We start from the raw sequence: 18,568 nt of genomic DNA, 5'->3' as shown, positions 1-18,568 counted from the left end.
GTTAACGAGATAAGGAGGAGAAATGGACATCCTGATCTGTGATGATGAGCCTCTAGCAGTAGAGCGATTGTCACGTTTAGTCACTCAACTTGGACATCAAGTGGTTGCGAAAGCCTCACATGGTCAACAAGCGATTGACTTGGCTCAAAGCCTCGAGCCTGATGTCATCTTACTAGATATACAAATGCCTGAAATGGATGGGCTGACTTGCGCTAAATTGTTGCGTGAATTAGACCCCATGCCCGCTATTATTTTTTGTACTGCATATGATCATCATGCACTTGATGCATTTAAGTCGAATGCAGAGGGATATTTACTAAAACCGGTTATGCAACAGGAATTGCAGCAGGTTTTAGATCATTTAACTAAATTAACCCAAGCTCAATTGAGCACGATAAAACAAAAAGAAAATATGGACGAAATTAAAATCAGCCGCCATCAAATCGCGGCAAAGACTTATCGTGGTGTAGAACTGGTCCCTGTGGAAAATATTTATTATTTTCTTGCAGATCAGAAATATGTCACTGTTCGGCATAAAAATGGCAATGTACTTATTGATGAAACGCTGAAGGATTTAGAGCATGAATTTGGTGATCGCTTTATACGTATTCATCGAAATGCCTTGGTGTCTGTGAGCTTTTTAGAAGGTTTAGAAGTCGTAAGCTCGGGGCAGTATCAGGTGCGTTGTCGAGATTTAGAAGAGCGTTTGGCGGTCAGCCGTCGACATTTACCGAATTTACGTGAGCGAATACAAAAATTATAGGGCAAGTGTCAAAGCACATTGCGAATTAAGCTTGCATTTTCAACTGAGCAAGTTAAGTTTAGAATAATAGCCCTATAGACTGTATTTTAAAATTTATGAATATCCTTAAGATCGCAACTCGACAAAGCCCGCTTGCACTTTGGCAGGCGGAACATATTCGTGCACGCTTAGAAGCACTTCATGCAAATTTGAAAGTTGAGTTGGTGACCTTTGTGACCCAAGGTGACAAGATTCTAGATACCCCTTTAGCCAAAATTGGGGGGAAAGGATTATTTGTAAAAGAGTTAGAAGCGGCGTTGTTGGATGGTCGTGCAGACTTGGCAGTTCATTCGATGAAAGATGTGCCAATGGCTTTGCCTGAAGGTTTAAGCTTGGCCGTGATTTGTGAGCGTGAAGACCCATTAGATGCTTTCGTTTCAAATACTTATAACAGTTTTGATGATTTACCCCAGGGTGCGAAGGTTGGAACGTCGAGCTTGCGCCGAAAATGCCAAATTTTAAAACAACGTCCAGACCTTGAAATTATTGATCTGCGTGGCAATGTGGGTACGCGTTTATCTAAACTCGATGCGGGTAACTATGATGCGATTATTTTGGCGAGTGCAGGGCTGAAGCGTTTGGGCTTAGCAGAGCGTATTCGTCATACTCTTGAGCCTGTTGTGAGTTTACCTGCAGTTGGACAAGGTGCATTGGGCCTAGAATGTCGTAGCCAAGATCAAGCTGTATTGGATTTAATTTTGCCCTTAATGCATGCAGAGACCAATTCTTGTGTACGTGCAGAACGTGCTTTTAATGCATATCTAGAAGGTGGCTGTCAAGTACCGATTGCAGGTTATGCAACCTTAGAAAATGGTCAGATTCATTTGGAAGGTCGAGTCGGTAGTGTTGACGGTCAAACCTTGTTGAAAGCACAGCAAGTAGGTCTTCCCGAACAGGCTGAACAGCTCGGTGTTAAATTGGCCCAAGACTTGTTAACCCAAGGTGCCGGTGAAATTTTAAAGGCACTGTATTAATACATGCTTTTTATCAATACACGTCCGACAGATCGTGCAGCGCAGCTTAGCTTGACGCTGCGCTCTGCGGGTGTTGCTGTGGCTGAGCTTCCATTACTTGAGCTCAAGCCGCGGGCATGGTCAGAAGCATTGGCAGCGTGCTACGCCCAGTTGAGTGCTGCGGATGTATTGGTTGTGGTGAGCCCCTCTGCGGTCACCTTTGGTATACAAGGTCTGCGTAAGGCAGGCATTTCACTTGAACAGCTCGAACATACTCAATGGATTGCAGTCGGTGACGCAACCGCAGCAAAGCTGGCTGATTATGGCATTCACAGTGTTGTGCCGCAGGTGGAAACCTCAGAGGGAATGCTCACCTTAAGCCATTTAGAACAATTAGAGGCCGGGGCTTGTGTAGCGTTTTGGCGCGGTGAAGGTGGTCGTCAATTTATGATGCAGCAGTTGCTAGCACGTGGCATTCAGATTCTCAATTTTGTGCTATACGAACGGCATCTACCGGAAGAGACCACTCAAAAAGTAAAAACACTCATTTCTGAACATCAGTTGTCATCTCCGTATTGTATGTTGATCACCAGTGAGGCCAGTTGGCTCAATTGGCTTGACTTGATTCAGTCGCATTTATCAGTGCTGAGTCATGCACATTTTTTAGTTTTAGGTGTAAGGTTGTTCGAGCTACTTGAGCAAAGTCGTATAACACTGAACAAAGATTTTAAAATTATTCAACTCGAAGATTTAAACGCGACACACATATTGCAGCATGTGCAAGTCGTGCAGGGAAATACATGAAGAAGTTGTTTGTCGTTGTGGTCATTGTCGCCGTACTTTGGTTGGCTAAACTCAGTTTTGACTTGTTTCAGGTCAATGCTCAACAAACCGAACTGATGCAACAACAAACTTTATTGCAACAGCGCAATGCAGGTTTGAATGATCAGGTCGTGGCTTTGAAACGCCAGTTGAATGGCACAACGACCGAGATGTCGGCTGCAACGACATCGAATGCTTCGATTGCTGCTGAGGCGACCCATAGTATTGAGCCAATGATGGTTGTGGGCCAGCAACTTGATTTGGTTGAATTTGCCATGCAGCAACAACAATTTGCTGTCGCTTTAGAAAAATTAAACCAATTAGACCAACAATTAGATCAGTTGAGCTTGGCACCTGCACTGCGTATGAGTTTGCATCAGGTGATTCAAAAAGACCGTGAGACCTTAAAGCAATATGTGACAGAGCGTCAGTTGCAATCTGATAAAGTGAAAAATACCCTGCAATCCATCGATCAATTGTTAGAAAAAGAAATATTAAAGCCATACAGTTCAAAAGAGCAGCAAAAAGGTCTTTCTTTTTGGCAAAAATGGATTCAAGTCGAATCAGTCGAACAACCGAGTCCCGTATTAATGCAGCGTAGCTTGGTATTAAAAGAAATGCAGTTACGTTTAATTTTGGCTCAGCAAGTTTTAAATCAAGGACAATATCCTCAATTTCAACAAGAAATCACTGAAATTATGCAAATTATGCAGCAATTGCCAGATGCTTCATTAAAACCGATACGCCAACGTCTAGAACAATTAAAGGACATTCCGGTTATTTCTGTACCGCTATTAAATACTCGGGCACTCATAGGATAATCGACTATGAAACATATTTTATTGGCCTATTTATTTATTAGCTTATTGGTTGTTGCCATTATTAGTTTGCTGAGTTTTGGACATGGTGCAGGCTATGTCTATTTATACTGGCGTGAATGGCAAGTTCAATCCAATATTTGGTTTTTAGCATTATTGCTGGCACTACTGAGTTTGTTCGTGCAAATGCTTTGGTATGCGGTTAAACGCTATTTAAGTCGAGAGCAGCGTAAATCTGAAACAGTCTTTAGTTTTAATAAACTGCATCCCTATGAACAATTGGCTGTCATTTGGCTTTTAAATGCTGCGCAAGATCAAAAAAACTTTATTCAGCAAGCTTTTACTGAGTCTGGATTATTAAAAGGGGTGATTGATGCGCGTTTATATTGGATTCAGCAACAATATGAAACAGCATTAAATGCATTAACTCAGACCAATCCAATGGCTTTTGAACTCGCAGAATTGCAACGGATTGAAATTTATTTATCCCAACAAGAGGGTGAAAAGGCTTTAACGCATCTCGAATTTTTGAATCAACATGAATTATCGCCATGGTTGCAAAAAGTCAGCACTGCCTATGAGCAGCGTTTAACCACGCTATGGGGCATGTTTGCGTTGCAGTTTCCTTGGTTGTATTTGCGTTCGACACGTTATGGACATTTAGATGAGCTGACAAAACAAGCTTGGTTGGAGCAATTATTATCTGCATTTGATCAAGCTGATGTCGATGACTTACAGCATTTAAAGCAGCGTTATTTGGATTTGCAAGATCAAATAACAGAGCGTAAATATGCGGTCAAAGTGTTGTGGTTAAAAGTCTTGTCTCGTATGCCAGAGATGAGTCAGGAACATGAGCAATTGGCTATTCATTTACTTGAACAGCAATTTAACAAAGAAGTGTTCTTTTTGTGGTTCCAGCAAAAAATGTTGAAGCAAAACCCTGACTATGTGGCTGTAGAACAGCAGATTCAACGTTGGGAAGAAAAGTATCCTGCACTACCTGTTTTTAGTTTTGCAAAATGGAATATTTACCAAGCGACAGAACGCCAAGCTGAGGCGGATGCATTATTAGAATTATATCCAGATGATGTATTAATGAGTTATTTACGTATCAAGTCAGCTTTAAATCAGCAGGAATATTTGACCAAACAATTAAATTTAATATTTGAAAATAATGCTAATTTTATGGAAATTCGAATATAAGGACATAATATGCAAAAAGATTTAGCTCAATATTCATTGATTCATACTCAACACGTAGCTTGGGGGGATATGGATGCTTTTGGTCATGTAAATAACGTGCATTATTATCGTTATATGGAAAGTGCGCGGATTGGTTATTTAGATCAGTTGGATATATTTAATCAGTCTGTGGTTACGGTTGTTGCTTCAAGCCAGTGTAAATATTTAAGCCCCGTGGTTTATCCTGATATTTTAAAAGTGGCAACGCGCGTTGAAGAATTAAGAAATAGTGCATTTCGTATGGGTTATATATTATGGAGTGAACAGCAACAAAAAATCGTTGCAACAGGCGATGCGGTTATTGTGTGCGTGGATAAAATGACCCTGCAAAAAACCTCTATTCCAGAAAATATTAAAACCAAAATAAAAGCCTTAGAAAATTCAGTGGGAAATAATATTTAAATACAATTTAACTTTATATATTTTAAGGAGTCGTGTTAAAATATTGTAGTAAAATGAAAATTATTTATTGAATAAAAATTTTATTATAATATTATGAGCGAGTTTTCATAAGCATTATTAAAATGAAATTTCGGAGTTAAAGATTATGCCTGATATTAGTAATTTATCAGTTGAAGAGTTAAAGAAGCTTCAAGTAGAAGCTGAAGCACTGATTGCATCTAAAAAAGATCAAGCGATTGAAGATGCGTATAACCGTATTGTTGAAATTGCAGAAAATTTAGATTTAAGCGTTGAACAAATTCTTGAATTTGGTTTAAGCAAACGTAAAAAATCAACGCGTAAAGCGGTTGAGCCACGTTACCGTAGCAAAACCAATGCAGATGACACGTGGACTGGTCGTGGTAAACAACCACGTTGGTTAGTGGCTGAGTTAGAAAAAGGCGCGAAACTAGAAGACTTCTTAATTTAAGAACAATTCATGAAATCGTCATATCCTGAGTTCAGGATAATTAAACCAGGCAAATGCCTGGTTTTTTTATCTCTTTGAATTGGCTATGCAGAAAAAGTATGCATAATGTGTCTATAAAGAAAAATGTTTAAATGATGGAAAAAAATTGATGGATCGGTTGTGGTGGGATGATCAATAAAACTAATAATATTCGGTGGCTCATTTTTGCTGCGATCAGTTTTTTAATTTTCGTTATGCTGCAAGTGCCAGCAGCGTGGCTCATTACAAAGTTTTATAAAAATAACCAAATGCTACATAACGTCAGTGGCAATATTTGGCATGGGCAAGCAGATTGGACACGAGGAAATTTGAAAGGCTCGTTAAACTGGAACACACGCCCGTGGGACTTGATTTTATTACGCTTGGGTGCAAATGTTGAAATTCATAGTGGCAATACCAAACTGCAAGGTGTTATGGGGTATGGTTTTGGCAAAAGTATCAGCATCAAAAACTTAGAGGGTCAAATTGCCCCTGAAACTTTAAAAAGTTTTGCCGATTGGCAATGGCCAACGAATGCCATTCAATTAAAAGATGTGCAGTTTAAATATAAGCCACAACAGGGATTTAGTCAGTCATTAGGCGAGATGCAGTGGGCAGGTGGGGATTTATCCTTTAGCTTTGCACAGCGTCAAGAGTCAATGAATGTGCCTGCCATGTTAGCTCAATTAAAAGATGATAATGGCAAATTGTCGATTGATGTTCGAGATCAACGCGAACAAAAGATGATGAATTTATCACTTGAGCCAGACCTCATGTTGGATGTGCAATTAACCCAGCGCTTTTTGATGAATGTTGCTTCCTATGAAGGTAAGGCAGGATTAGATACGTATGTGATTAGTTCGCGTCAACCTCTATTGAGTGGGGTGAACTGATGGCTGACTATTTCGAAAAAATCCGCGAGATCAATTGGAAGCAAACAGATCGACTTGCACCTGTGGTCTTGGCTTTAATAATTTTGTACCTGTGCTGGAAGTTAGCCGCTTTATTTTGGTTATTGATTGCACCGCCACAAGCCATGCAGTTAGACCGAGTTGAATTGGGTTCACAGCAAACGCAAGTTCCTAATATTAGCTCTTTTGCCTTGTTTCAGGAAAACCGCAGTTCAGCAGCTGACGCGCAGTTAAATATGGTGTTACAAGGTGTGGTGGTTGGACAGCCAAGTCGCTACTCGTCGGCAGTGATTAAGGTCAATGAGAGTTCAGATCGCTACTTGGTTGGAGAAACCATTCAAGGTTCATCATATCAACTGGCTGAAGTTTATTGGGATAAGGTGATTTTAACGCAGGGTAATGGTGCACGGCGTGAATTAGCGTTCCAAGGTATTGAAAACGGATTAGATCAACCGATTGTCCCTACAGCCAATGCAACATCAGGCGGATCTTTGCAAAATAACAGCATGCAAAATGCAGCTAATCCTGCAAATTCAGGGCAAGGCACGACGCAGTCCGCGATTGGTCAGGCCGTACAACGCATGACAGAAAATCGTGAGCAATATCTGCAGGAAATGGGGGTGAATCCATCAGGTAATGGTGGGTTTGAGATTTCAAATCGAACACCTGCTGCCTTGAGAAATAAATTGGGTTTGCAACCGGGTGACCGCATTATGTCTTTAAATGGGCAGGCAGTCGGTGCAGGACAATCTGAGGCGCAATTATTAGAACAAGCCCGCCGTGAAGGGCAGGTGAAACTTGAAGTCAAACGTGGTGATCAAGTGATGACCATACAACAGGATTTTTAGTGATGTTTCATCACTTTATAGGGTTAGGAAACACAGGCGTATATGGCTTTATTTAATAATAACCGTTCAACTTTAGCTGCCTATGCCATGGTGCCCTTGGTTGCTATGGTCAGCACAGCAAGTTATGCACAAACATGGAAAATCAATTTACGTGATGCAGATCTTACGGCATTCATTAATGAAGTCGCAGATATCACGGGGAAAAATTTTGCAGTTGACCCACGGGTACGAGGAAATGTAACGGTTATTTCCAATAAGCCTTTAAATAAAAATGAAGTCTATGACCTGTTTCTCGGTGTATTGAATGTCAATGGCGTGGTGGCGATTCCATCGGGCAACACCATTAAACTGGTTCCAGACAGTAATGTAAAAAGCTCGGGCATTCCTTATGATGCGCGCCACCGTGCGTCTGGAGACCAAATTGTCACCCGAGTAATTTGGCTTGATAACACCAATGCCAACGACTTAATTCCAGCCCTACGTCCACTGATGCCGCAATTTGCACATTTGTCAGCAGTGGCGGGGACCAATGCGCTGATCGTCTCAGACCGTGCTAGTAATATTTACCAGCTCGAAACGATTATTCGTAATTTAGATGGAACGGGTCAAAATGATATCGAAGCCGTGACGCTGCAATCGAGTCAGGCCGAAGAAATGATTGGGCTGTTAGAGTCGATGAGTTCGACCGGCGCATCAAAAGACCCGAAAGGTTCACGAATTCGTATTATTGCGGACAATCGAACCAATCGTATTATCATTAAAGGTGATACAGCGACACGTAAGCGTATTCGTAAGATTATTGAGACCTTAGATGTGCCTGCTGCAGATCGATTGGGTGGATTGAAAGTTTTTCGTCTAAAGTATGCAAGTGCCAAAAACTTGTCAGAAATCTTACAAGGCTTGGTCACAGGGCAGGCCGTTTCGAGTACAAATTCATCGAATAGCTCAAATAGCAGCACGATGAACAGTTTAATGAATGATAGTAACAGTTCGAATTCACAGTCATTCAGTTCACAAAATAACACCAGTTCAGGTATTAACCTCAACAGTAATAACTCTTCCAATAATACGCAAAACGGTATCTCAAGCTTTAATGCCAATGGCGTGAGTATTATTGCTGATGCCACACAAAATGCACTGATTGTGAAAGCAGATCCGCAGCTCATGCGTGAAATTGAATCTGCGATTCAGCAGCTCGATATTCGTCGTCAGCAAGTGCTGATCGAAGCGGCGATTATTGAAGTTGAAGGCACGGATACCGATCAGCTCGGTGTGCAATGGGCGTTGGGTGATATCAGTAGTGGTATCGGCTTAATTAACTTTGATAACTTTGGTTCTAGTTTAAAAAATATTGCCGCAGGTTATTTAACTGGTGGTGCTGCGGGTGCGGGTAGCGCGGTGAGTGCGGGTACTTCTGTAGTTCTTGGTGATTATCGTGAAGGCAGTGATGGTTCGCGCAAACTCTATGGTGCGATGATTCAGGCCTTAAAAGAAAAGACCAAATCCAATTTATTATCTACACCGTCGATAGTGACGATGGACAACGAAGAAGCCTATATTGTGGTGGGTGAAAACGTTCCATTTGTGACAGGTTCGGTCACCACCAATGGTGGTACAGCCAATCCGTATACATCGATTGAGCGTAAAGATGTCGGTGTTACTTTGAAAGTTGTGCCGCATATTGGTGATGGCGGCTCGGTGCGTTTAGAGGTCGAGCAAGAAGTTTCTGATGTAAAAGACAATAAAGGTCAAGCGTCGGACTTAGTTACGACTAAACGTGCGATTAAAACCTCGATCTTGGCAGAGCATGGTCAAACGATTGTGTTGGGTGGTTTGATCTCGGACAATACATTGCATGGGCGTCAATCCGTTCCGGGGCTCGGGGCTATTCCTGTACTGGGCAAACTTTTTAGCTCGGAAGGAAAATCCAACAGTAAACGCAATTTGCTGATCTTTATTCATCCGACCATTGTTGGAAATTCTGCTGATGTGAAGAAAATGTCTCAGCAACGTTACAGTCAGCTCTATAGTCTGCAACTGGCACTGGATAATGACGGTAATTTTGCGAAATTACCTGAAAATGTGGACGATGTGTATCAGCAGCGCATACCTGTTTCAAAAGGTACAGCACCAGCCCCTGTGTATAAGACGGTACCTACAGCACCACAAACCACACAGCCAGCGGCAGTGGTCTCCACGCCAGTCGCCATTGAACCTGCAGTGAAGCGCCAAACCATAACCGTACCGAATGGCAAAGTGGCGGAAACTCCTTAGGTTAGACAGTAGGGTGGTTTAGCTTTGAAACCACTGCATGCTATGATGAAAAAAACGAGCAATAGAGAATTAACTTCATGACTTGGAAAATTCAAGCAATTTCTGGTGATTTAACAGGACAAGAAATTAGTATTGAGCGAGATATGTTGGTGGGTCGTCATCAACAAGCAGATATTGTTTTACAAGAATCTGATGTATCGCGTAAACATGCTGCCTTTGTACTGAAAGATCAGGCACTCTGGTTGCAAGATCTCAATTCATCCAATGGGACGTTTATTAATGATGTCCGTTTGACTGGTGAATCACTTTTAAAAGAAGGTGATATTGTACAGTTTGCCAGTGTGAAGTTTAGTTTATTGGCTCCAGCTAAAGCTGTTCAGATCCCAGCGGATATTGAACAAAGCGTTGAAGCGTTGCAAACAGAAGAAATTACACCTGTTCAGCAGCCGTCTGAAGCTGTTGCGGTTTCTGAAACTGCGGCACAAGAACCTGTTGTTAAAACGTCTGAAACTGAGACACAAGAGCCTATCGTTAAAACTGCAGCACAACAAATGAATGATCAAGGGATGCCAGAGTTGAAAGAGCGTGATGGTTCAGTTCAATTGACTCGTGATGGTATGCCGACCAATGTGGGTGTGCCTAAACCTGCGCCAATCCCTGAGGGAATTGACATTACTGCTGCTCCGAAAAATGAAGCATGTGATGTAGAAATTCCAGCGACATGTGTAGAGCAAGAGCGTGAAGCGCAAAAAAATGCCTCTGTAGGCTTAATCTCAGTCATTGTTTTAATCATTCTTGCAATTATTGCATGGGTGTTGTTTAAATAAACCGAGACATTCCTCAAAAGGCATGCATGGGCATGCCTTTTTTATGGGGAAAATTTACAAAAAAATAGAGGGATATTATGTTTGAAGTTCGTTTAGCAGAACGCCAAATGATTTTATTTGATCTGGATGGAACGCTAGTCGATTCAGCATCTGACTTACATCGTGCGATGAATATGAGTCTAAATGCGTTGCAATTACCTTTGGTCACAGAAGAGCAGGTGCGAAACTGGATTGGGAAAGGGACTTCATTATTTTGTCATAGCGTACTTGAATACTTGACCGGAAAGGTGGATGCCGCACAGCACCATCTTTTACTGGAAACTTTTCTAAAGATTTACAATGCCGATCCTTGTGTCTTGACGCAGCCCTTTGACGGCATTCTATCGTTCTTGGATTGGGCAAAAGCAGAGCAGAAAATTCTGATTTGTGTAACCAATAAACCAGAGCAACCGGCACGCAGTATTGTGCAAGCACTGGGTATGCATGATTACTTTGATGATGTGATAGGCGGAGATCGTTTTGAAGAGCGGAAACCACATCCCAAGCAGCTAGAGTATTGTGCGGAACATTATGCCTTACCAAAACAGCAAATTTTGATGGTGGGTGATTCTGTCAATGATGTAGAGGCAGCACGTCGTGCTGGTATTGATTGTATTGTGGTCAGCTATGGCTATAATCATGGTGAAAATATTCGAGATTGTCAGCCGCAGCATGTGGTCGATAACTTAAAAGAATTATTGGGTTGAAATAATTAGGGTTAAGGAAGTGAAAATGAGCAAGTGTGTAGGTTTTCGATGGCGTCACTCAATCAGCATGAGAAGAAATTAACTGAAATTGACCACGCGAAATATAGAGAAACCGAGATGACTACACAAACTCAATTTGAACAACTGAAATCTGCTGGATATAACTTGATTCCAGTCTATCGTCAGCGCTTGGCAGATACAGAAACTCCGCTGTCTGTCTTTGCGCGATTAAAACAACATAAACAAGCCTATTTATTTGAATCTGTAGAGGGTGGCGAAAACTGGGCACGTTACTCCATTATTGGTTTGGGTGAGTCCACCGTATTTTCGTGTAATGAAGGGCAGTTGACCGTTCAACATGTTGATGGTTCGATTGAAAAACAACAATGTGCAGACCCATTTCAATACATCCGTGACTTCCAAGCACAATATAAAGTCCCTACACAGCAAGATTTGCCTGCGTTACCGAGCTTTACCGGTGGATTGGTTGGATACTTTGGTTATGACGCTGTGCGTTATATCGAACCGAAGCTCAATAATGTGCCAGAAGCTGACCCAGTCGGGATTCCAGATATTTGGATGATGCTATCTAAAACCGTCATTGTCTTTGATAACCTCAAAGATACTTTATTCTTAATTGTACATGCCGATGTAAATGATGCTGAGGCCTATACCCAAGCGCAGCAACAATTGGATGAGCTAGAAGAACTTTTGGCAACCCCAATTGCACTCAAAGCAAATAAGCATACTGCACCACAGTTTGAATCCATCACTGGACATGACAACTTTATTGACTCTATTGCAAAAGTAAAAGAGTACATTAAAGCCGGTGATGTGATGCAGGTTGTGCCGGGCCATCGTATGGTATCCGATTTTGATGGTGAGCCTTTGCAGGTCTATCGTGCACTACGTCACCTCAATCCATCGCCATATTTGTTCTTGGTGCAAGGGCAAACACTAGAAAATGACATTCCTTTTCATATTGTTGGTTCATCACCTGAAATTTTGTCTCGTTTAGAAAATGGTGTGGCAACAGTTCGTCCTTTGGCGGGAACGCGACCACGGGGTAAAACAAAAGAAGAAGATTTAGCGCTAGAAAAAGATTTGCTATCTGATGAAAAAGAAATTGCAGAGCATTTGATGTTGATCGATTTGGGGCGAAATGATGTTGGACGCGTTTCTAAAATCGGTAAAGTTCACGTGACTGATCAAATGGTGATCGAACGTTATTCGCATGTCATGCACATTGTGTCAAATGTGCAAGGTGAAGTACGTGATGATATCGATGCTTTGGATGTTTTTAAGGCAACATTCCCTGCGGGTACGCTTTCAGGCGCACCAAAAATCCGTGCTATGGAAATTATTGACGAAGTTGAACCAGTAAAACGTGGAATTTTTGGGGGTGCTGTTGGTTATTTAGGCTGGCATGGCGAAATGGACATGTCGATTGCGATTCGTACCTGTGTAATTCGTGAAAATAAGGTCTATGTTCAAGCTGGAGCAGGGGTGGTGTATGACTCTAATCCTGAATCAGAGTGGAATGAAACCCAAATAAAAGCTCGCGCAGTGATCAAAGCGGTTGAATTATCATCAAATGGATTGATTTTATGAGTTTTTCACGTTTTTTTTAGAAAAAACACTTGCAAGGATTTCAAGATTTGCTAAACTGCACACCGTTCCGATACGAAACGTACGAAACACTAAGAAACGCCGGCATAGCTCAGTTGGTAGAGCAACTGACTTGTAATCAGTAGGTCCACAGTTCGAATCCGTGTGCCGGCACCATCTTAGAAAGTTTGAGAGTGAGTAGAGAGAACAACACTGAAGTAAGTGTAAAATGGTGAGGTTCCCGAGCGGTCAAAGGGGGCGGACTGTAACTCCGCTACGAAAGTTTCGAAGGTTCGAATCCTTCCCTCACCACCAATTTTAAGACTTCAATAAGTGGTTTGTACCAACATCGTGCGGGAGTAGCTCAGTTGGTAGAGCGGTAGCCTTCCAAGCTACATGTCGCGAGTTCGACCCTCGTCTCCCGCTCCATATCTATTGAAGTGCTTATATTTGCTCTTATAGCTCAGTGGTAGAGCACTCCCTTGGTAAGGGAGAGGTCTCGAGTTCAAATCTCGATAAGAGCTCCAGATTTTACAGTTTAGCAACTTTAAATGTTGCGCAAGATTCCAGAAGCAGGCTTTTTAGTCTGCTTTTCAAGTATTGGGTGTTTATTTTTTTAGGCGATATGTCGGAGCTGGGTTTTACTCAGAATTGTGTTCGACGTAAACGAGGAAGAAAAGCATGGCTAAGGCTAAGTTTGAACGTAATAAGCCACACGTTAACGTGGGCACAATCGGTCACGTTGACCATGGTAAAACGACTTTAACAGCTGCGATTGCAACTGTATGTGCAAAAAAATTCGGTGGTGAAGCGAAAGATTACGCTGCAATCGACTCTGCACCAGAAGAAAAAGCACGTGGTATTACAATTAATACTTCACACGTAGAATACGATTCTCCAATCCGTCACTACGCTCACGTAGACTGCCCAGGTCACGCCGATTATGTTAAAAACATGATTACTGGTGCTGCGCAAATGGATGGTGCGATCCTTGTATGTGCTGCGACTGATGGTCCAATGCCACAAACTCGTGAACACATCCTTCTTTCTCGTCAGGTAGGTGTACCTTACATCGTTGTATTCTTAAACAAATGCGACCTTGTTGACGACGAAGAGCTTCTTGAATTAGTAGAAATGGAAGTTCGTGAACTTCTTTCTACTTATGACTTCCCAGGCGACGACACCCCAGTAATCCGTGGTTCTGCTCTTGCAGCGCTTAATGGTGAAGCTGGTCAATATGGCGAAGACGCAGTAGTTGCTCTTGTTGAAGCTCTTGACTCTTACATTCCAGAGCCAGAACGTGCTATCGACCTTGCATTCCTTATGCCAATCGAAGATGTATTCTCAATTTCAGGTCGTGGTACAGTAGTAACTGGCCGTGTTGAAACTGGTATCGTGAAAGTAGGCGAAGAAGTTGAAATCGTTGGTATTAAAGATACAGTTAAAACAACTGTAACTGGCGTAGAAATGTTCCGTAAACTTCTTGACGAAGGTCGTGCGGGCGAGAACTGTGGTGTTCTTCTACGTGGTACTAAACGTGAAGACGTTCAACGTGGTCAAGTACTTGCTAAACCAGGTACAATCAAACCGCATACTAAATTCGACGCAGAAGTATACGTACTTTCTAAAGACGAAGGTGGTCGTCATACTCCATTCCTTAACGGTTACCGTCCACAGTTCTACTTCCGTACAACTGACGTAACTGGTGCAATCGCGCTTAAAGAAGGCGTTGAAATGGTTATGCCTGGTGACAACGTAGAAATGTCAGTAGAATTAATCCACCCAATCGCAATGGACGCTGGCTTACGCTTCGCGATCCGTGAAGGTGGCCGTACAGTTGGTGCGGGTGTTGTTTCTAAAGTAACTGCATAATATAATACAGTTATCTTTGTACAGATCGAGAGTTTCGACTCTCGATTTGCTCTGCAGGTCAGTAGTTCAATTGGTAGAGCGTCGGTCTCCAAAACCGAATGTTGGGGGTTCGAGTCCCTCCTGGCCTGCCAAATTTTTTTAAAAAGAAGCTTGATGCTGGCTCAACTGGTCATATAATAAGTCGCGAATCCTACGACGAGTACAAAAATGTCGAATGATAAATCGCGTGACGCATTAAGCGACGCGCCAATTCCTCAAAGAAATAATCCTGCTGAAGTTGTTAATTCTGGTTCCCCTTTAGACTATGTTCTGTGGGTTATCGCGTTGATTTTACTCGGTAGTTCTATGATGGTGAATCAACATTTGCCAGCATACTGGGCACCAGCGAATGATGTCTGGGTCCGTGTTGGGGTAATTTTGGCTTGTATCATCGTGGCTTTAGGTTTATTATACGCCACCCATCAAGGCAAAGGCTTTGTTCGATTGTTGAAAGATGCTCGAATTGAGTTACGTCGAGTGACTTGGCCAACCAAGCAAGAGACCATGACCACATCTTGGCAGGTACTTGCGGTAGTCTTAGTGGCATCTATTTTATTATGGTGCTTTGACTATGCTTTGAGCTGGTTAATGAAGTTTATTATCGGGTAAGAGAGCTATGAAACGTTGGTACATTATTCATGCCTATTCAGGCTATGAAAAACAAGTGTTACGCTCACTTAATGATCGAATCCAGCGTAGCGCTGTAGCCGATAGCTTTGGTGAAGTCCTTGTCCCTACTGAAGAAGTAGTGGAAATGAAGGATGGTAAGAAACGTAAATCTGAGCGTAAATTCTTTCCTGGCTATGTGTTAGTCGAGATGGAAATGAATGATGAAACTTGGCACATTGTTAAAGAATGTCCAAAAGTATTAGGTTTCATTGGTGGTACTGCAGAAAAACCTGCACCAATTACGCAAAAAGAAGCTGATGCGATTCTTGCACGTGTACGCAATACTGGCGAAGCACCTCGTCCTAAGACGATGTTTGAACCAGGTGAAGAATTACTCGTAATTGACGGTCCATTCACCGACTTTAAAGGCGTGGTGGAAGAAGTTCTATACGATAAGTCACGTTTAACGTTGACGATTAATGTATTTAATCGACCAACTCAAGTTGAACTGGAATTTCGCCAAGTCGAAAAATCGGTTTAATTTAACTTGGTTGATAAACGCCCGATTTGTTATGAGTCGGGCATTGTTGTTGTAACGGTATCGTTACTTAAATGTATGGGGAGCCTAGCGGCGTTAGTACCCAGAGGTAATTGAAATGGCTAAGAAGATTGACGGCTATATCAAGCTGCAAGTTCCAGCTGGTAAAGCAAATCCATCTCCACCGATTGGTCCTGCACTAGGTCAACGTGGTGTTAACATCATGGCATTCTGTAAAGAATTCAATGCTGCGACACAAAAAGTTGAAGCTGGTCTTCCAATTCCAGTAGTGATCACTGTGTACAACGACAAGTCGTTCACATTCATCATGAAAACTCCTCCTGCTGCGATTCTTCTTAAGAAAGCTGCGGGCATCCAAAAGGGTTCAGCTGTACCTAACAAGACTAAAGTTGGTAAGTTGACTCGCGCTCAATTAGAAGAAATTGCGACTACTAAAGAACCAGATCTTACTGGTGCTGATTTAGACGCACGTGTACGTACCATTGCTGGTTCTGCGCGTTCTATGGGCTTGGAAGTGGAGCTATAAGACATGGCTAAATTAACTAAACGTCAAAAAGCCATTGTTGCTGCTGTTGAAGCTAACAAAGTTTACACTTTGGAAGAAGCAGTTGCAGTTCTTAACGGCCTTCCAGCAGTAAAATTCAAAGAATCTTTGGATGTTGCTGTAAACCTAGGTGTTGATCCTCGTAAATCTGACCAAGTTGTTCGTGGCGCGACTACACTTCCTGCAGGTACTGGTAAAACTGTACGTGTAGCTGTGTTTGCTCAAGGCGCTGCTGCTGAAGCTGCTAAAGCTGAAGGCGCGGACGTTGTTGGTTTTGATGATCTTGCTGAAAGCATCCAAGCGGGTAACCTTGACTTTGACGTAGTAATTGCAGCTCCGGATGCAATGCGCGTTGTTGGTAAGTTGGGTACGATTCTTGGTCCACGTGGCTTAATGCCAAACCCTAAAGTGGGTACTGTAACTCCTGACGTAGCTTCTGCTGTTAAAAACGCGAAAGCTGGTCAAGCACGTTACCGTGTAGACAAAGCTGGTATTATCCACGCTGCGATCGGTCAAGTAGGTTTCACTGCTGAAGCTGTTCGTTCAAACGTTGAAGCTCTTGTAGCTGACCTTAAGAAAGCAAAACCTGCTACTTCTAAAGGTGTTTACATCCAAAAGATCACTTTAAGCTCAACTATGGGTCCTGGTCTTGTTGTTGATGTAGCAAACGTTTCTAAATAAGTTTCGACTTATTACAGAATTTTAAAGCCCTGAGTAATATTTAAAGCGCTGCTTTAAATATTACGCAAGATAGAAATTAAGCTTCATTCGAAGCACAGCTTCTCATCTTGCGGGTCGGCAAAGCATGCTTTGCTGATCGCCCCTCAGGCAAACTTTGAATTGATAAATTTAGATTTATCAGCGTCAAAGACCTCAGGCGAGGGGAGTTTTATGCTTTCTTCTTAATAGCCCAGCCTGAGTAGACGCGGTGGTGTGATTTGTTCCTCCTCCGCGTGTTGGTTCAGTGATGAGCTAACGAATTGGGAGTGCATCTGTATAGGTGCATAAATCACCGTTAGGAGGTTTTACAATGGCTCTTCTTATCGAAGGCAAAAAACAGATCGTAGCTGAAGTAACTGAAGTTGCTTCTACTGCGTATGCTGCTGTTGTTGCTGACTACCAAGGTTTAACTGTTGAGCAATTAACTGCTCTACGTGTTGAAGCTCGTAAACTAGGTGTTGCTACTCGCGTAGTTCGTAACACTTTGGCTAAACGTGCTCTTCAAGATACTCAATTCAATATCTTGAGCGACAACCTTGTTGGCCCAACAATCTTAGCTTTCTCAACTTCTGAAGACGACATGGGCGCAGCTGCTCGTTTGTTCGAAGAATTTGCTAAAACTAATAAAGCATTTGAACTTAAAGCTGCTGCATTTGACGGTAAAGTTTATCAAGGTGCTGAAGTTAGCGTTATCGCGAACCTTCCAAACCAAGAGAAAGCGCTTACTATGCTTGCAAGCGTTCTTCAAGCTCCTATTTCGAAATTGGGTCGCCTTATTACTGCGCTCAAAGAGAAAAACGAGTCAGAAGCTGCTTAAGTTTAAATCAATTTACACACCATTCAATACCCATTTGGAGTTACTCTCATGGCTTTAACAAACGAAGAAATCTTAAACGCAGTTGCTGAAAAAACTGTTCTTGAACTTGTTGAACTTATTTCTGCTTTCGAAGAAAAATTCAACGTATCTGCTGCTGCTGTAGCAGTTGCTGCTGCTCCTGGCGCTGCTGGTGCTGCTGCTGAAGAACAATCAGAATTCAACGTTGAGTTGACTTCTTTCGGTGCTAACAAAGTTGCTGTAATTAAAGCAGTTCGTGAAGCTACTGGCCTTGGTCTTAAAGAAGCTAAAGATCTTGTTGAAAGCGCTCCTTCAGTTCTTAAAGAAGGCGTTTCTAAAGAAGAAGGCGAAGAACTTAAGAAAAAACTTGAAGAAGCTGGTGCTACAGTTACACTTAAGTAATCTTAAGGGGAGTCGATTTTTTTATAATCGGCTCCAAAAAATGGCTGGTGGCCCTTGGGTCATCAGCCTTTTTGCGTTACAATTATCGGCTCGATTTTTGTTTGCATGATATAAAAATCATACAAATTAAAAATAATTTATAAAACCAAACGCTTACCAATATTTTTCAGTAAAAAAATATTGTTAAGCGTTTTAATACCACTAAAAATTGCAGCATTTGTGAAAGTGGTGGCCATATCGGCCTGCGT

At 42.1% G+C, this 18,568-nt stretch carries 20 protein-coding genes and 5 tRNA genes; all 25 read left to right on the top strand.

All coding sequences use genetic code 11. From position 1 onward, the window contains the following. The first annotated feature begins 22 nt into the window (after positions 1-22). The 25 genes from FTV04_RS11895 to rplL all read left to right on the top strand — a co-directional run bounded on the left by FTV04_RS11895 (position 23) and on the right by rplL (position 18,320). Positions 23-763 (top strand): LytTR family DNA-binding domain-containing protein, encoded by a 741-nt coding sequence (locus FTV04_RS11895; protein WP_180002830.1) that lies wholly within the window; start codon positions 23-25, stop codon positions 761-763. A 95-nt stretch (positions 764-858) separates the two neighbouring features. Further along, positions 859-1,776 (top strand): hydroxymethylbilane synthase, encoded by a 918-nt coding sequence (hemC, locus tag FTV04_RS11890; protein WP_218945470.1) that lies wholly within the window; start codon positions 859-861, stop codon positions 1,774-1,776. A 3-nt stretch (positions 1,777-1,779) separates the two neighbouring features. Then, on the top strand, positions 1,780-2,559 hold the full coding sequence (locus tag FTV04_RS11885) for a uroporphyrinogen-III synthase (RefSeq protein WP_180002832.1): 780 nt from the start codon (positions 1,780-1,782) through the stop codon (positions 2,557-2,559). Continuing rightward, positions 2,556-3,398, top strand: coding sequence for a hypothetical protein (locus tag FTV04_RS11880; RefSeq protein WP_180007023.1), 843 nt, complete (start codon positions 2,556-2,558; stop codon positions 3,396-3,398). The genes FTV04_RS11885 and FTV04_RS11880 overlap by 4 nt, the downstream gene beginning before the upstream one ends. 6 nt (positions 3,399-3,404) lie before the next feature. After that, positions 3,405-4,598 (top strand): heme biosynthesis protein HemY, encoded by a 1,194-nt coding sequence (locus FTV04_RS11875; RefSeq protein ID WP_180007025.1) that lies wholly within the window; start codon positions 3,405-3,407, stop codon positions 4,596-4,598. Between the two features lie 9 nt (positions 4,599-4,607). Next, the gene (locus tag FTV04_RS11870; RefSeq protein WP_180007027.1) at positions 4,608-5,039 is read left to right on the top strand and encodes a thioesterase family protein; all 432 of its coding nucleotides are present in this window, start codon (positions 4,608-4,610) and stop codon (positions 5,037-5,039) included. A gap of 142 nt (positions 5,040-5,181) precedes the next feature. Then, positions 5,182-5,508: an H-NS family nucleoid-associated regulatory protein gene (locus tag FTV04_RS11865; protein ID WP_180007248.1), complete on the top strand. Its 327-nt coding sequence runs from the start codon at positions 5,182-5,184 to the stop codon at positions 5,506-5,508. A 167-nt stretch (positions 5,509-5,675) separates the two neighbouring features. Beyond that, the gene (gene gspN, locus FTV04_RS11860) at positions 5,676-6,419 is read left to right on the top strand and encodes a type II secretion system protein N (RefSeq protein ID WP_180012120.1); all 744 of its coding nucleotides are present in this window, start codon (positions 5,676-5,678) and stop codon (positions 6,417-6,419) included. Then, complete coding sequence (locus FTV04_RS11855; RefSeq protein WP_180012118.1) at positions 6,419-7,285, top strand: type II secretion system protein N; 867 nt, start codon at positions 6,419-6,421, stop codon at positions 7,283-7,285. Before gspN ends, FTV04_RS11855 begins: the two co-directional genes overlap by 1 nt. Before the next feature lie 42 nt (positions 7,286-7,327). Next, positions 7,328-9,559: a type II secretion system secretin GspD gene (gene gspD, locus FTV04_RS11850; RefSeq protein ID WP_180002842.1), complete on the top strand. Its 2,232-nt coding sequence runs from the start codon at positions 7,328-7,330 to the stop codon at positions 9,557-9,559. A 77-nt stretch (positions 9,560-9,636) separates the two neighbouring features. Then, on the top strand, positions 9,637-10,386 hold the full coding sequence (locus tag FTV04_RS11845; RefSeq protein WP_180012116.1) for an FHA domain-containing protein: 750 nt from the start codon (positions 9,637-9,639) through the stop codon (positions 10,384-10,386). A gap of 77 nt (positions 10,387-10,463) precedes the next feature. Next, the gene (locus FTV04_RS11840; protein ID WP_180002846.1) at positions 10,464-11,132 is read left to right on the top strand and encodes a phosphoglycolate phosphatase; all 669 of its coding nucleotides are present in this window, start codon (positions 10,464-10,466) and stop codon (positions 11,130-11,132) included. A gap of 117 nt (positions 11,133-11,249) precedes the next feature. Next, positions 11,250-12,743, top strand: a complete 1,494-nt coding sequence (gene trpE / locus FTV04_RS11835; RefSeq protein WP_180089650.1) for an anthranilate synthase component I — start codon at positions 11,250-11,252, stop codon at positions 12,741-12,743. Between the two features lie 98 nt (positions 12,744-12,841). Next, positions 12,842-12,917, top strand: a tRNA-Thr gene (locus FTV04_RS11830). Between the two features lie 54 nt (positions 12,918-12,971). Further along, positions 12,972-13,055: transfer RNA gene (locus FTV04_RS11825), tRNA-Tyr, on the top strand. 38 nt (positions 13,056-13,093) lie between these two features. Beyond that, a tRNA-Gly gene (locus FTV04_RS11820) sits at positions 13,094-13,169 on the top strand. Between the two features lie 23 nt (positions 13,170-13,192). Further along, positions 13,193-13,267, top strand: a tRNA-Thr gene (locus FTV04_RS11815). Positions 13,268-13,421: 154 nt separating this feature from the next. Further along, positions 13,422-14,612 (top strand): elongation factor Tu, encoded by a 1,191-nt coding sequence (tuf, locus tag FTV04_RS11810; RefSeq protein WP_078190047.1) that lies wholly within the window; start codon positions 13,422-13,424, stop codon positions 14,610-14,612. Between the two features lie 55 nt (positions 14,613-14,667). Further along, positions 14,668-14,743 (top strand) — tRNA-Trp (locus FTV04_RS11805). A gap of 76 nt (positions 14,744-14,819) precedes the next feature. After that, positions 14,820-15,260, top strand: coding sequence for a preprotein translocase subunit SecE (gene secE, locus FTV04_RS11800; RefSeq protein WP_078189832.1), 441 nt, complete (start codon positions 14,820-14,822; stop codon positions 15,258-15,260). Positions 15,261-15,267: 7 nt separating this feature from the next. Beyond that, positions 15,268-15,801: a transcription termination/antitermination protein NusG gene (gene nusG, locus FTV04_RS11795; protein ID WP_078189831.1), complete on the top strand. Its 534-nt coding sequence runs from the start codon at positions 15,268-15,270 to the stop codon at positions 15,799-15,801. Positions 15,802-15,916: 115 nt separating this feature from the next. Further along, positions 15,917-16,345: a 50S ribosomal protein L11 gene (gene rplK / locus FTV04_RS11790; protein WP_004868049.1), complete on the top strand. Its 429-nt coding sequence runs from the start codon at positions 15,917-15,919 to the stop codon at positions 16,343-16,345. A gap of 3 nt (positions 16,346-16,348) precedes the next feature. Next, positions 16,349-17,044, top strand: coding sequence for a 50S ribosomal protein L1 (gene rplA / locus FTV04_RS11785; protein ID WP_078189830.1), 696 nt, complete (start codon positions 16,349-16,351; stop codon positions 17,042-17,044). A 349-nt stretch (positions 17,045-17,393) separates the two neighbouring features. After that, positions 17,394-17,900, top strand: coding sequence for a 50S ribosomal protein L10 (gene rplJ, locus FTV04_RS11780; RefSeq protein WP_078189829.1), 507 nt, complete (start codon positions 17,394-17,396; stop codon positions 17,898-17,900). A 48-nt stretch (positions 17,901-17,948) separates the two neighbouring features. Further along, positions 17,949-18,320 (top strand): 50S ribosomal protein L7/L12, encoded by a 372-nt coding sequence (rplL, locus tag FTV04_RS11775; protein ID WP_078189828.1) that lies wholly within the window; start codon positions 17,949-17,951, stop codon positions 18,318-18,320. Positions 18,321-18,568 lie beyond the last annotated feature (248 nt).

This window comes from Acinetobacter sp. YH12219 (assembly GCF_013417875.1).
Lineage (GTDB): Bacteria > Pseudomonadota > Gammaproteobacteria > Pseudomonadales > Moraxellaceae > Acinetobacter > Acinetobacter amyesii.
The sequence above is the reverse complement of the archived record's forward strand: the minus strand, read 5'-3'. Positions and strand labels throughout refer to the sequence as shown.